The 12744-nt window shown below is 71.8% G+C and carries 12 protein-coding genes and 1 riboswitch; of the genes, 4 read left to right on the top strand and 8 right to left on the bottom strand.

All coding sequences use genetic code 11. The annotated features are described in order from the left end of the window. Nucleotides 1–169: 169 nt before the first annotated feature. Nucleotides 170–865: an excalibur calcium-binding domain-containing protein gene (locus tag ACIP93_RS22140; protein ID WP_401761160.1), complete on the top strand. Its 696-nt coding sequence runs from the start codon at nucleotides 170–172 to the stop codon at nucleotides 863–865. 295 nt (nucleotides 866–1160) lie between these two features. Here ACIP93_RS22140 and ACIP93_RS22135 read toward each other — a convergent pair whose 3' ends face one another. Further along, the gene (locus ACIP93_RS22135; RefSeq protein ID WP_401761158.1) at nucleotides 1161–1643 is read right to left on the bottom strand and encodes a hypothetical protein; all 483 of its coding nucleotides are present in this window, start codon (nucleotides 1641–1643) and stop codon (nucleotides 1161–1163) included. A 230-nt stretch (nucleotides 1644–1873) separates the two neighbouring features. Here ACIP93_RS22135 and ACIP93_RS22130 point away from each other — a divergent pair, with 230 nt between their 5' ends. After that, nucleotides 1874–2185: a hypothetical protein gene (locus ACIP93_RS22130; protein ID WP_345226436.1), complete on the top strand. Its 312-nt coding sequence runs from the start codon at nucleotides 1874–1876 to the stop codon at nucleotides 2183–2185. A gap of 54 nt (nucleotides 2186–2239) precedes the next feature. On the opposite strand, the gene ACIP93_RS22125 is transcribed toward ACIP93_RS22130, so the two are convergent. Further along, the gene (locus tag ACIP93_RS22125) at nucleotides 2240–3625 is read right to left on the bottom strand and encodes a DUF445 domain-containing protein (RefSeq protein ID WP_401761157.1); all 1386 of its coding nucleotides are present in this window, start codon (nucleotides 3623–3625) and stop codon (nucleotides 2240–2242) included. A gap of 296 nt (nucleotides 3626–3921) precedes the next feature. Here ACIP93_RS22125 and ACIP93_RS22120 point away from each other — a divergent pair, with 296 nt between their 5' ends. Continuing rightward, nucleotides 3922–5229, top strand: coding sequence for an SGNH/GDSL hydrolase family protein (locus ACIP93_RS22120; protein WP_401761155.1), 1308 nt, complete (start codon nucleotides 3922–3924; stop codon nucleotides 5227–5229). 594 nt (nucleotides 5230–5823) lie between these two features. Here ACIP93_RS22120 and ACIP93_RS22115 read toward each other — a convergent pair. Genes ACIP93_RS22115 through ACIP93_RS22100 form a run of 4 tightly spaced genes read right to left on the bottom strand, consistent with a single transcriptional unit; the run spans nucleotide 5824 to nucleotide 9155 of the window. Next, entirely contained in the window at nucleotides 5824–6456 is a 633-nt protein-coding gene (locus ACIP93_RS22115) for a DUF1707 domain-containing protein (RefSeq protein WP_345226435.1), read from the bottom strand. A gap of 50 nt (nucleotides 6457–6506) precedes the next feature. Then, complete coding sequence (locus ACIP93_RS22110; protein WP_401761153.1) at nucleotides 6507–7487, bottom strand: ATP-binding cassette domain-containing protein; 981 nt, start codon at nucleotides 7485–7487, stop codon at nucleotides 6507–6509. A gap of 17 nt (nucleotides 7488–7504) precedes the next feature. Continuing rightward, a complete protein-coding gene (locus ACIP93_RS22105) occupies nucleotides 7505–8356 on the bottom strand; it encodes an ABC transporter permease (protein ID WP_345222615.1) in 852 nt (283 codons plus the stop codon). Continuing rightward, nucleotides 8349–9155: an ABC transporter permease gene (locus ACIP93_RS22100; RefSeq protein WP_401761151.1), complete on the bottom strand. Its 807-nt coding sequence runs from the start codon at nucleotides 9153–9155 to the stop codon at nucleotides 8349–8351. Before ACIP93_RS22100 ends, ACIP93_RS22105 begins: the two co-directional genes overlap by 8 nt. 241 nt (nucleotides 9156–9396) lie before the next feature. Between ACIP93_RS22100 and ACIP93_RS22095 the strand changes: the two genes are divergently transcribed. Beyond that, nucleotides 9397–11835 (top strand): transglycosylase domain-containing protein, encoded by a 2439-nt coding sequence (locus ACIP93_RS22095; protein ID WP_401761149.1) that lies wholly within the window; start codon nucleotides 9397–9399, stop codon nucleotides 11833–11835. 2 nt (nucleotides 11836–11837) lie between these two features. Here the strand turns inward: ACIP93_RS22095 and ACIP93_RS22090 are convergent, their stop codons facing one another. Further along, nucleotides 11838–12158 carry a multidrug efflux SMR transporter gene (locus ACIP93_RS22090; protein ID WP_345222607.1) on the bottom strand — a complete coding sequence of 107 codons (321 nt, stop codon included), beginning with the start codon at nucleotides 12156–12158 and terminating at the stop codon, nucleotides 11838–11840. Between the two features lie 39 nt (nucleotides 12159–12197). Beyond that, nucleotides 12198–12282, bottom strand: a riboswitch (guanidine-III (ykkC-III) riboswitch). A gap of 87 nt (nucleotides 12283–12369) precedes the next feature. After that, nucleotides 12370–12666 carry a co-chaperone GroES gene (locus ACIP93_RS22085; protein WP_345226434.1) on the bottom strand — a complete coding sequence of 99 codons (297 nt, stop codon included), beginning with the start codon at nucleotides 12664–12666 and terminating at the stop codon, nucleotides 12370–12372. Nucleotides 12667–12744: the final 78 nt, after the last annotated feature.

Raw genomic sequence — 12744 nt, 5'->3', positions numbered from 1 at the left:
AGCCGCCCCGGCCCTGCCCGCGCCCCCGTCACACTGTCATCATCAGCCTCTTGATTCGCTTTCGAACCTCCGGACGAATACCGCGTTCCGGATCGAATGCCCTGGGGGGCACATGCAGTGGGTGAGAGGTGCCGCCCTTCGGCGGTCCGTGGTCGTCGGTGGAGCTGTCATGGGCATGGCCTCAGCCCTGGTCGCCTGCGAGAAGGACGCGGGCGCCGCGAAGCCCACCGCGGGCACCAGTGACGGTGTCGTCGCGCAGGCGGCGAAGGCCGGGCCGCCCTGGATGCAGCTCGTCGACGACGCCGACGACACCGAGGGCGGCAAGAAGGTCGTCGTCGACGTGCTCAAGAACGACACCCTCTCCCCGGCCGGCACGCCCGCCGCGCCCTTCCTCGGCGCTGTGGACGAGTCCGGGTACGAGCTCACCCTGCACAGCAAGCCCCGGCACGGGTCCGCCGTCGTCGACGGCACCCGCGTCACGTACACGCCGTCCGCCGCCTATGTGGGCGAGGACGACTTCATGTACGAGGTGAAGGTCAAGGAGTTCAAGGGCAAGCCCGTCGGCGCCAAGCCCGTCGAGGGCACGGCCGTCGTACGCGTCACCATGAACACCCCCGCGCCCTCCTCCGCGAAGAAGCCCGCCCAGAAGCCCACCAAGAAGCCCCTCAGGAAGCCCGCCCGGACGACGGACGGGTCCGGCGCGGCCGGTACGCCCAAGAAGACTTCCGGCGGCACCGGCACCGGCTTCACCTACAAGAACTGCGCCGCCGTACGCGCCGCCGGCGCCGCCCCGATCCGCACGGGCCAGCCGGGCTTCGGCGCCCACCTCGACCGCGACGGCGACGGGGTCGCCTGCGAGCGGTAGAACTCGAGTGAAGTCGACGTTCTGTGCGGGTGCGCCGGGTGGCGCACCCGCTTGCAACGCCGTCCCGTCTCGCGCACGTACGGGTCAGTCCCCTGCTCCGAACCGCCGCCCGCACGCCCACGCGGACAATGCCCCCACCCCGGCGGACACCAACAGTGCACCACCGTCGATCACGTGGGGAAGTCCGGGAGCGAAAGCGAAGAAGGCGAGTGAGGCCAACAGGCCGACTCCGAAGCCGACACCCATGAGCAGGTGACGGCGCTCTTGCGATTGCTTCAGCTTCACGATGCGTCGCCTACTTCTTGATGTAGTGGCACTGGCTGGAGCGGCGAACTCCATTGACGTAGAGGTGCGTGCACGACTTGCCGTAACGCGGGAGCGTCTGGGGCGAGTTGTTCCTCATGGGGTCAATCTTGCACTCGGGGTGCGTCTTGCCCCTGGACGTCTTGTAGGTCCTGTTGTTGGTGTCCACGTACGTGAAATCAATACGCCAGTTGCAGAAACCGGGTCCGAGCGCAGCCACGAAACCGCAGTCCACGCCTGCATTCTGGTACTCGATCCGCTTGCCGCTCCCCTTGATGATGTGCGTGAAGAAACACCCCGTCGGCACCTTCACAGCCGCTCCCCCGACCGTGTACGTGAAGGTGTTCACCGCGGTTGACCCGGCCGCTGAGGCTTCGGCCGGCACGGCGGGTGCGGTGAAGCTGAGGGCGGCGGTGAGCACCGCGACGGTCTTGAATCGGGTGGCGTTGAATCGGGCGGCATTGAAGATCTGCATGAGACTCCCCAGCTCGTTTGGATCACTGGCCCGACATGACTCCGAACGGCCGGTCCCCGGTTCGTCGCACCCGCTCCAACCACCACTAAGAGTGACTGTGCGTAACCAATTCCGCGTCCGCTCGTCGCGCTCCGCAGCGGATGACGCGGCGGTGCATGTGCCGAACCGAGCCAGGAGAGTGGTCGATAGCCTCGCAGTACACATTCGCGTCACAGCTGGAGGCAGAAGTCATGGTCAAGGTGCCCGCATCCCTCGTCGCCGCCACCGGGCTCGTCGGTGGGTACGGGGTGGCCCGGTGGACGAAGAAGCGGCCGCTCGGGGGTGTGGCCCTGGCGGCGGCGGGGGCCGTGGCCGCGCGGCAGTGGCAGCAGGAGGCCGGGGGGAAGGTCGCGGCCGGGCTGACGGGGCTGTACGTCGCCGGGTTCGCCGGGTCGCATCCGCTGGCGAAGAAGGTCGGGGCGTGGCCCTCCGTGTTCGCGGTGGCGGGCGGGGTCGCCGTCGCTTCGTGGGCCGCGACCCGGGGCCGTCGGTGCTGTGAGTAAGGGGCGCCCGGTTGTGAGCAAGGGGCGCCCGGCCCGGCCCCGCCGGCGGCGGGGTCAGGCTCCGAAGGCCTTGGAGACCGTGTAGATCACCAGCCCCACCAGCGCGCCGACCACCGTTCCGTTGATACGGATGAACTGCAGGTCGCGGCCGATGTGCGCCTCGATCTTGCGGGAGGTGTGGGTCGCGTCCCAGCCCGCGACGGTGTCGGTGATGAGGGACGTGATCTCGGAGCGGTAGGTGGTGATGACGTAGACCGCCGCGCCTTCGACCCAGCCTTCGAGTTTGCGTTGCAGGCGGTCGTCCGTGGCCAGGCGGGTGCCCAGCGAGATGAGGGAGGCGCGGACGCGCAGGCGCAGTTCCGAGCGGTCGTCGTCGGCGGCGGCGATGATCATCGCGCGGACGGCGGACCAGGCGGACGCGATCACGTCCTGGACTTCGGGGCGGTTGAGGATGTCGGACTTCAGGCGTTCGGTGCGGGCGCGGGTCTCGGAGTCCGACTGCAGGTCCGTGGCGAAGTCGGCGAGGAAGCGGTCGATGGCGCCGCGGGCCGGGTGGGTGGGCATGTCGCGGATCTCGGTGACGAAACGCAGCAGTTCGCGGTAGACGCGGTCGCCGATCTTGCGGTCCACGAAGCGCGGGGTCCAGCCGGGGGCGCCGCCCTGGACCGCGTCCATGACCGAGTCGCCGTGCTCGACGAGCCAGTCGTGGGCGCGGGTGCAGATCAGGTCCACGGCGCGGTGGTGGGCGCCGTCGGCGACGACCTTGTCCAGGGCCTTGCCCAGGCCCGGGGCGATCTCGGCCGATTCCGCGCGGCGGGTGATGGCCTCGCCCACGACCGCCTGCACGTCGGAGTCGCGCAGGACGGTGAGGGCCCCGCGCAGCGCCGTGGCGAGTTCCTCGGTGACCCGGTCGGCGTGCGCCGGGTCGGCCAGCCAGGCGCCCAGCCGGCCGCCCAGGTCGAGGGGGGCGAGGCGGGCGCGGATGACGTCCTCGGAGAGGAAGTTCTCGCCGACGAAGTCCGCGAGGGACACCCCCAACTGGTCCTTCTTGGTGGGGATGATCGCGGTGTGCGGGATGGGGATGCCGAGCGGGTGCTTGAAGAGCGCCGTGACGGCGAACCAGTCCGCCATCGCGCCCACCATCCCCGCCTCCGCCGCCGCCGCGACGTAGCCCGCCCAGCCGCCGAGCCCGCTGTGCTGCGCCCATTTGGCCAGGACGTAGACCAGGGCGACGAAGAGCAGCAGACCCGTCGCCGTCGCCTTCATGCGGCGTACGCCCCGCTGCTTCTCCGCGTCCGCCTCGCTGAACGCGAAGGGTTGGCGGGGAGTGGGGGGCGGAGCGGCGGGCGGGGTGGCGTGGGCAGGCCCGTCGGTCCGGGAAGCGCCGCTCCCCGGTGCCCGTGCGGGCTCCGTCCGCCCGTTGTCGTTGCGTTCGTCCATGCGCTTCGTCCGTCGCCCTTCGCCGTCCCGGCCCGTTGCCGTCCTGCTTCCGGTTCCCGTGTCCCGGCCCGCGTACGCGCGGGGCGCGGCCCCGCGGGGCGGAGGGAGACCTCCGTACCCGAAGACTCCCCCGTACCGTCCTTACCTGTCCTACTCCCGGAACGCGCGCCGAGTTCCCGACCTCCCGGTCCTCGTCGGCGTACCGCATCATGGTGCTCGGACGATCCCGCACGAACCGCACGAACCGTGCGGAGATCACGAACGTACGGACAGCGATACGAGGAGTGCCCACCAGCATGACCCGGCGCCACGGTTACACCCTGCTGGCCGCTCTGGCGGCAGTGGTCGTGCTCATCTCCTGCGGCATCTTCGCCCTCACCGGTCTCGTCGGCGACGGCTCCGCGCGCGCCGGGCAGCACGGCGGGGCCGGGTCGGTGCCCGCCGGCTCCGAGCGGTGGATCGGGACGTGGGCGGCCTCCCCGGTGGGCCCCGAACCGCGGACCGCGGGAGGGCTGGCCGGTCATTCCGTACGCAATGTGGTGCACACCAGCATCGGGGGCACCAGTGCCCGCATCACCCTCTCGAACCGCTTCGGGGACCGGCCGCTCCTCATATCGCACGCCTCGGTGGCCGTGGCCGCCCAGCAGGGCGCTCCGGCGGCCGCGCCGGGGACCATGCGGCAGGTCACCTTCGGGGGGAAGCCGTCCGTGACCGTCCCGGCGGGCGGGAGCGTGGTCGGCGACCGGACGGCGCTCCGGGTGCCGTACGACGGGGACCTGCTGGTGACGACCTACTCGCCGCAGCCGAGCGGCTCGGTGACGTACCACCCGCACGCCCAGCAGACCGGGTACAGCGCGCTGGGCGACCACACCGAGGACGTGTCCGGCGCCGGGTACCGGACGCGGACGAACAACTGGCGCTACCTGACCGGCGTGGACGTGCTGAACGCGGACGCCGAAGGGGCGGTGGTGATGTTCGGCGACTCGATCACGGACGGCATGACGTCGACGGTGGACGCGAACCGCCGCTGGCCGGACGTCTTCGCGGACCGGCTGCGGGCGGAGCCGGGGGCGCCGCGTTACGGCGTCCTCAACCAGGGCATCAGCGGCAACCGGCTCCTGACGGACGGCCGGGGCCCGCGGGGCCTGTCCCGCTTCGAGGCGGACGCGGCGGGCCGGCCGGGAGTGAAGGCGGTGGTGGTGCTGCTGGGGATCAACGACATCATCGCGCCGCCGCACGAGCGGGACGCGGGACGGATCGTGGCCGGGCTGCGGGAACTGGTGCGGCAGGGGCACGCGCGGGGGCAGCGGGTGATCGGCGGAACGCTGCTGCCCTTCGGCGGGCATCCGGCGTGGACCTGGGAGCGGGAGGCGGTACGGGGCGCGGTGAACGCGGAGATCCGCGCGGGGCGGGTCTTCGACGCGGTGGTCGACTTCGACCGGGCGGTGCGGGGGGAGGGGGCCGAGGGGGTGCGGATGGCGGCGGTGTACGACTCGGGGGACCATCTGCATCCGAGCGACGCGGGGTATCGGCGGATGGGGCTGACGCTGGACTGGCGGACCCTGCGGGCGGGCCGCCCGGAGGCTTCGCCGCTACGTTCCTGACCTCCCGGCCCGGGGCCGCCCGGGGGCGGAGCCCCGTTCAGGGGCGCGGAGAACTGCGCGCTGAGCCACGACGCTCCTGCACGGCTCCTGTCCGGCGATGCGCCCCGCCGGGGGCGCGGGGAACTGCGCGCCCAGCCACGACGCTCCTGCACGGGAACCGGAGGCGGCCGTGCGGCGAGCGCTTCAGGGAAAGGACGGGGTCTCCCCTGCTCGGACGGAGTCGAGAGCTTGGGGAAGGGTCCGGGGCCTCTCTGTCCGAGCCGGGCGGGGCTGACGCGTCCGGTATCGGAGCGGGGGTCCGGGCCTTGGCGGAGGAGCGTACCCGGCACAGGCGCTGGGGCGGGGGCGGCACCCGGTGAGCGGGGAGCGGGAGGGGCCGCCCCCTTGCCCGCCCTCCCCCAAGCTCTCGGCTTCGCTTGAGCAGGGGACCCCCCTCGCCCCCTTGGGGCGGCCCGTCGCCCAAGGAGGCCAAGGGGGCCAAGGGGACGGGGCGAGGGCGGCTGCGTTGGCCCAGGAGGGGCGGGGTGGGGAGCCCGAGGCCGGGAGGGGGGTGCCGTCGGCAGCCCTCCCGGCCTCCGCGGCAGCGAACCCCCGTCAGAGTTCCTTGCGGCGCTCCCCCCGCAGCCTCTCCTTCTCCGCGCGGCGGAGCTTGCGTTCGACGCCCACGCCGCCCATCAGGGCGAAGCCCGTCACCGTCACGCGCGGGGAGCCCGGTGTGCCCTCGCCCGTGGCCTTGTCGTCGAAGCCGCCCATGATGCCGACGCCCCGCACCTCCACGTGCAGGTCGTTGGGGACCTTCACCACGATGCCGCCCATGATCGTGACGCACCGGATCGTCACCTCGCGCTCCGCGAACCGCGCCTCGCGCAGGTCGATCTCCCCGCCGCCCCACATCGCGAAGGAGGTGAAGACCCGCGGCACGCTCCACTGCCCCCACCGCTTGAAGCCGCCCCAGAAGGCGAACGCCCCCTTCGAGGTCGCCGGAACCCCGATCCGCGAGGCCCAGGACGCCGGGGAGGCGTCCCCCCGCTCCCCGGGAAGCACCATCGGCGCCGTCCCGGCGGCGGCCGGCAGGTCCCGTACGAGCACCTGCAGCTCCCCCTGCGTACGGGACGTGTACGCCGCGCCGAGACGCTCGTCGAACTCCTCCATGTCGAGCCGCCCCTCGGCGACGGCCTCGCGCAGCACCTCGGCCACCCGCTCGCGGTCGGCGTCGGAAGCCCGCAGTTCGGAACGCAGTTCGGGCAGGTGGTGGTCCCCAGCACTCGTCATACCGGTCAGGTTAGCCGTGCTCCCCGCGCCCCGTCCGCCCCGCCCGCGTACATCTTCGCGATCACCGCCTCGATGTCCGGCTCGCGCACCGACAGGTCCAACAAGGGGTACGCGGCGGCCAGTTCGGCCACCAGCGGGGCCGCCGAAACGGACGCCGGGAAGGCGAGCCACTGCCGCGGGCCCTCCACCTTCACCACCCGCGCCAACCGCGTGACCAGGGGCGGGAGTTCCCGCTCCAGGTCCACCACCAGCGTCCGCTCGCTCTCCCCCACCTCGTGCAGCCCGGCGAGCGCCCCGTCGTACATCAGCCGCCCGTGGTCGATGACCATCACCCGCTTGCAGAGCTGCTCGATGTCGGTCAGGTCGTGGGTGGTCAGCAGCACCGTCGTGCCCAGCTCCGCGTTCAGGTCCCGCAGGAACTGGCGGACCTTGGACTTGGAGACGACATCGAGTCCGATCGTCGGCTCGTCCAGGTACAGCACCTCGGGGTCGTGCAGCAGCGCCGCCGCGATGTCGCCCCGCATCCGCTGCCCGAGCGAGAGCTGCCGTACCGGAACGTCGAGCAGCTCGGCGAGGTCCAGCAGCTCCACGCACCGCGCCAGGTTCGCCGCGAACCGGGCGTCCGGGATGCGGTACATGCGGTGCATCAGCCGGTAGGAGTCCTTCAGCGGCAGGTCCCACCACAGCGTCGTGCGCTGTCCGAAGACCACCCCGATCCGGGAGGCGAGCCGGGTGCGCTCCCGCGCCGGGTCGATGCCCGCGACCCGCAGCCGGCCGCCGCTGGGGGTGAGGATGCCGGTGAGCATCTTGATGGTGGTGGACTTGCCCGCCCCGTTGGGGCCGATGCAACCGACCACCTCACCGCGCGGAATCGTGAAGCTGATCCCGTCGACCGCCCTGACCTGCCGTTTCTCCCTGCGCAGCAAGCCCTTCTTGCGGCGTACGTCGAAGACCTTCTCGACGTTGTCCAGTTCGATGAGATCCATCCCGCCTCCACCCGAAGTCAGCTCCCCGTACTGCGGTACGACCGCAGGCCCAGCCGCCACAACAGCCCCGCCGCCACCCAGAACCCCACCGCCACCACCGGCGACAGGAAGGCGAACCACCCGGGCACCTCCAGCGGATACGGCCGCCCCAGCACGTACATCACCGGAATCCAGTTCACGAACGCCAGCGGCAGCAGGAAGGTCACCCCGCGCACCAGGTCCTTCGCGAAGACCGTCGGCGGGTACTGGAGCAGCGTGTTGCCCCCGAAGGTGAACGCGGACTGCACCTCCGCCGCGTCCTGCGCCAGGAACTGGAACGCGCCGCCCATCGTGAACAGCGCCGCGAAGATCGCCCCGCCGCTCAGCATCATCACCGGCACCAGCAACGCCTTCAGCGGCGTCCACTCCACCTCGTCCAACTGTGTGATCGCGTACGCCAGCACGGCCAGCCCCTGGGTGATCCGGCCGATCCTGCGCAGCGCGAAGTGGTCCGCCGCGAGCTGCGCCAGCACCGGCGCCGGCCGTACCAGCAGCGTGTCCAGCGTGCCGTCGCGGACCCGCTGGCCCACCCGGCCCATGGTGCCCATCGCCAGGTCGCCGATCCCCAGGGCCGCCCCCGCCACCCCGTACAGGAAGGCCACCTCGCCCAGCGAGAAGCCGCCGAGCCGCTCCACGTGCCCGAACATCAGCAGCACGGCCACGAAGTCGAGCCCGGTCCCCGCGAAGTGCGCGACGGTCGTCAGCGCGAAGGAGGTCCGGTAGGCCATCGTGGAGCGGATCCACATCATCGCGATGAGCCCGTACGCACGGAACCCGTCGCGCGCGAGCGCCGCCCGCCCGCGCGCGGGCACCAGCCGTTCCTCAGCCACCCTGCACCACCACCCGACGGGTCGCCGCCGCCTGCAGCAGCCGCCCCACCGTCAACAGCGCGACCGCCCAGCCCGCCTGGAAGGCGTACGCGACCAGCAGGTCCCATCCGGAGCGCACCCCCAGGTACACGTCCGCCGGGACCTGGAGCAGCGCGGACCACGGCAGCGCCCGCGCCACCTCGCCCAGCGTGCCGGGGAAGAGGTTGAGCGGCAGCAGCATCCCGGAGAAGAACATCCCCGCCAGCCACGAGAGCTGGCTGACCCCGGCCCCGTCCAGCAGCCAGAACGCGCTCAGCGCCACCAGGTAGCGCAGCGCGAAACTCACCACGAACCCCAGGAAGACGGAGACCAGGAAGGCGGGCCAGCGCCACCACGGCGACGGCACGGCCACCTCGAAGGCGAGCGAGCCGACCGCCATCGGCACCACGCCGCGTCCCAGGAGCTGGAAGGCGCTGCGGCCCAAGTCGGCTGCCAGCCACCAGAGTTGGAGGTCGGCGGGCCGGTAGAGGTCGGTGACGATCTCGCCGGTGCGGATGCGTTCCATCAGGTCGTTCTCGAAGCCGCCGCCCATCAACGAGGCCGCGGCCAGCAGGGCTTGGCCGATCCACACGTACGCGAGGGCCTGGGGGAGCTCGTAGCCGCCCAGGTGCGGACGCTGGGTCCACAGGGCCGTATACGTGTACGCGAGGATGAAGCCGAAGACGGTGTTGGTGAAGACCCCCGCCCAGGTCGCCGCGCGGTAGGTGGCGTACCGGCGGAACCCGCCGGCGGCCACCAGTGCGTACAGCCGCGAGCGCACCCGCACCTCCCCACCCCCTCGCTCGTTGTGCCACTTGGCTCACCGCAGGCCGCCCGGCACCGAAGCGCACGACCCTAGCCCAACGGGGTCACCGCCCGCGAGCGATTACTCGCCCCCCGTGAGGACGAGTGGGATTCGCGGTGGAACACGGTGTTTCATGGGAGAACATGCGAATCGCCCGACACGACACCGTTATGCCGGAGTGTGAACCTCTGGCCGCGTCCGAGGAGTCTCCACAGGCATGAGCGACGAGCCGCAGCAGCAGCCGGGCTGGGCCCCCCGGGACCCCTCCGTCCCGGACCCGGACCCGGATCGGGGGCCGGGCCCCGACGCTCCCGAGGACGCCCCGGGCAAGAAGAAGCGCCCCCGGCGCACCGGCTGGCGGCGCCTCCTCCCCACCTGGCGGATGCTGCTCGCCGCGTTCCTGCTCGTCGCGGTGCTGCTCTGCGGCGCGTTCGTCGCCGGCTACACCATGGTCAAGATCCCCGCGGCCAACGACACCGCGACCGCCCAGTCCAACGTCTACCTATACGCCGACGGCACCCCGCTGGCCCGCGACGGCGAGGTCAACCGGGAGAACGTCCAGCTCTCCCAGGTCCCCAAGGCGATCCAGCACGCCGTCCTGGCCGCCGAGGACCGCGGCTTCTACGGCGAGCCCGCCGTCGACCCGCAGGCCATGATCCGCGCCGCCTGGAACACCGCCACCGGCAAGGGCAAGCAGTCCGGCTCCACCATCACCCAGCAGTACGTGAAGAACTACTACCTGGCCCAGGAACAGACCGTCACCCGCAAGGTGAAGGAGTTCTTCATCGCGATCAAGCTCAACCGGGAGAAGTCCAAGGACTACATCCTGGAGGGCTACCTCAACACCAGCTACTTCGGCCGCAACGCCTACGGCATCCAGGCCGCCGCCCAGGCCTACTACGGCAAGGACATCGAGCAGCTCGGCGCCCCCGAGGGCGCCTACCTCGCCTCCCTGCTCAACGCCCCCAACGCCTACGACGTCGCCACCCACCCCGAGAACCGGGGCAAGGCGCTCGGCCGCTGGAACTACGTCCTGGACGGCATGGTCAAGGAGGGCTGGCTCAAGCAGGCCGCCCGGACGAAGATCACGTTCCCGCAGCCCCAGCAGGCCAGGCCCGCCGCCGGGCTCTCCGGGCAGCGCGGCTACATCGTGCAGGCCGTCGAGGACTACCTGACCGCCCACAAGGTCATCGACGACGAGACCCTCAACTCCGGCGGCTACCGCATCACCACCACCCTGGACAAGCCCCGCCAGGACGCCTTCGTGCAGGCGGTCGAGGACAACGTCATGAAGAAGGCCGACGCCGCGAAGCGCAGGGCCGACCGCAACGTGCGCGTCGGCGGCGCCTCCATCGACCCGGTCACCGGCAAGGTCGTCGCCCTGTACGGCGGCATCGACTACACCAAGCAGTACGTCTCCAACGCCACCCGGCGCGACTTCCAGGTCGGCTCCACCTTCAAGCCCTTCGTCTTCACCGCGGCCGTCGAGAACGGCTCCACCACCCAGGCCGGGACGCCCATCACCCCCAACACCGTGTACGACGGCACCAACAGGCGGCCCGTGGTCGGCAGCGCCATCCCCTTCGCGCCCGAGAACGAGGACGACGTGTCGTACGGGAACATCTCCGTGCGCACCGCCACCGACAAGTCCGTGAACGCCGTGTACGCGCAGCTGGCCGTGGACGTCGGCCCCACGAAGGTCAAGGAGACCGCGGTCGCGCTGGGCCTGCCGGAGGAGACGCCCGAGCTCAACGCCTACCCCTCCATCGCGCTCGGCGTCGCCACCGCGAGCGTGCTCGACATGACCGAGGCGTACGCCACCCTGGCCAACCACGGCAAGCGCGGCACGTACTCACTCGTCGAAAAGATCTCCAAGAACGGCGAGGACCTGCCCCTGCCCCAACAGGAGACCAAGCAGGTCGTCTCGCGGACCGCCGCCGACACCACCACCTCGATCCTGCGGAGCGTCGTCGACGGCGGCACGGGCGCCGCGGCGAAGGCCGCGGGACGCCCGGCGGCGGGCAAGACCGGCACCGCCGAGGAGGACAAGGCCGCCTGGTTCGCGGGCTACACCCCGGACCTGGCGACCGTCGTGGCGGTCATGGGGGCCGACCCCGACACGGCCGTCCAGAAGCCGCTGTACGGAGCGCTCGGCCAGGACCGGATCAACGGCGGCGGCGCGCCCGCCGAGACCTGGGCGCAGTACACGGCCGCCGCTCTCAAGGACAAGGAGGCCAAGGAGTTCGACCTGGAGGTCGAGGCGGGCTCCGAGGCCCCGGTCGTCCCGCCGCCGGTCGCACCGCCCGTCGCGCCCCCGCCGAGCGAGGACACGGGCGGACAGCGGCCCGGCACCGACAACGGCGGCGCGGCGGCGGACGGCGGCCAGCAGGGCGGCCGGACCGGCGGCGCGGCGGCCACCGGCGGCGACCAGGGCGGCGGCGACAACGGCGGTGCGGCCGCCGACGGAGGCAACGACACCGGCGGCGGTCCGACCGGCGGCAACGACGGCGCCGCCGCCGCCGACGGAGGCGGCGACCAGGGCGGCGGCGACAACGGGGGCGGCGACGGCGGCGTCCCCGACCCGGTCGGCGGCCTGATCGGCGGCGGCGAACAGGGCCGCCGCCCGGCGGCCGACGGGAACGCGCCGCCGCGCTGACGTCAGTGCCCCGAGGTCGCCTTCAGGCCGACCACGGCCACCAGCAGCAGACAGACGAAGAAGATCCGGGCGGCGGTGACGGGCTCGTTCAGCACGATCATCCCGACCACCGCCGCACCGGCCGCACCGATCCCGACCCACACGCCGTACGCCGTGCCGATGGGCAGCGTCTTGGCGGCCTGCGAGAGCAGCAGCATGCTGACGACGATCCCGGCGCCGGTGAACACGCTCGGCCACAGCCGGGTGAACCCGTCGGTGAACTTCATCCCGATCGACCAGGCGACTTCGAGCAGACCGGCGACGACCAACAGGACCCATGCCATGACGGCACCTCCGAGAACGAGAACGCGGAACAACTCACGGGTGCGTCGTCTTTGCGATGAGCCCAGGGCCCGTCCCGGTACGGCGCGTCTCGTCGGGGTCCCTCCACGGTAGCAAAGGGCATGCGAAAGGGCCTGGTGACAACGGTCACCAGGCCCTCGGCGCACGGTTCTGGAGGTATGGCTCCGGAAGTACGAATCCAGCGGTATGGCTCTACAGGTACAACCCTGTCGCGTCCTCGGAGACCCGCTCCGACGCCACCGCGTGCAGGTCGCGCTCGCGCATCAGCACGTACGCCGTGCCGCGCACCTCGACCTCGGCCCGGTCCTCCGGGTCGTACAGCACCCGGTCGCCGGGCACCACACTCCGCACGTTCTGCCCGACGGCGACCACCTCGGCCCACGCCAGGCGCTTGCCGACGGCCGCCGTGGCCGGAATCAGGATGCCGCCGCCCGAACGGCGCTCGCCCTCGGGGGTGTCCGAGGAGACCAGCACACGGTCGTGCAGCATCCGGATGGGCAGTTTGTCGTCGTGCTGGTTCTTCTCGCTCACACCACGAACCTACCTCTGCGGACCGGCGCCGGCCGA

Source organism: Streptomyces sp. NPDC088745, from assembly GCF_044751045.1.
GTDB classification, from domain to species: Bacteria; Actinomycetota; Actinomycetes; order Streptomycetales; family Streptomycetaceae; genus Streptomyces; species Streptomyces cremeus.
This window is presented reverse-complemented; position numbering and strand designations above follow the sequence as displayed.

What these genes read in the sequence shown, in the direction of transcription:
- ACIP93_RS22140 (WP_401761160.1), top strand. Translation starts at nt 170, where the DNA reads ATGGGCATGGCCTCAGCCCTGGTCGCCTGCGAGAAGGACGCGGGCGCC.
- ACIP93_RS22135 (WP_401761158.1), bottom strand. Translation starts at nt 1,643, where the DNA reads ATGCAGATCTTCAATGCCGCCCGATTCAACGCCACCCGATTCAAGACC.
- ACIP93_RS22130 (WP_345226436.1), top strand. Translation starts at nt 1,874, where the DNA reads ATGGTCAAGGTGCCCGCATCCCTCGTCGCCGCCACCGGGCTCGTCGGT.
- ACIP93_RS22125 (WP_401761157.1), bottom strand. Translation starts at nt 3,625, where the DNA reads ATGGACGAACGCAACGACAACGGGCGGACGGAGCCCGCACGGGCACCG.
- ACIP93_RS22120 (WP_401761155.1), top strand. Translation starts at nt 3,922, where the DNA reads ATGACCCGGCGCCACGGTTACACCCTGCTGGCCGCTCTGGCGGCAGTG.
- ACIP93_RS22110 (WP_401761153.1), bottom strand. Translation starts at nt 7,487, where the DNA reads ATGGATCTCATCGAACTGGACAACGTCGAGAAGGTCTTCGACGTACGC.
- ACIP93_RS22095 (WP_401761149.1), top strand. Translation starts at nt 9,397, where the DNA reads ATGAGCGACGAGCCGCAGCAGCAGCCGGGCTGGGCCCCCCGGGACCCC.
- ACIP93_RS22090 (WP_345222607.1), bottom strand. Translation starts at nt 12,158, where the DNA reads ATGGCATGGGTCCTGTTGGTCGTCGCCGGTCTGCTCGAAGTCGCCTGG.
- ACIP93_RS22085 (WP_345226434.1), bottom strand. Translation starts at nt 12,666, where the DNA reads ATGCTGCACGACCGTGTGCTGGTCTCCTCGGACACCCCCGAGGGCGAG.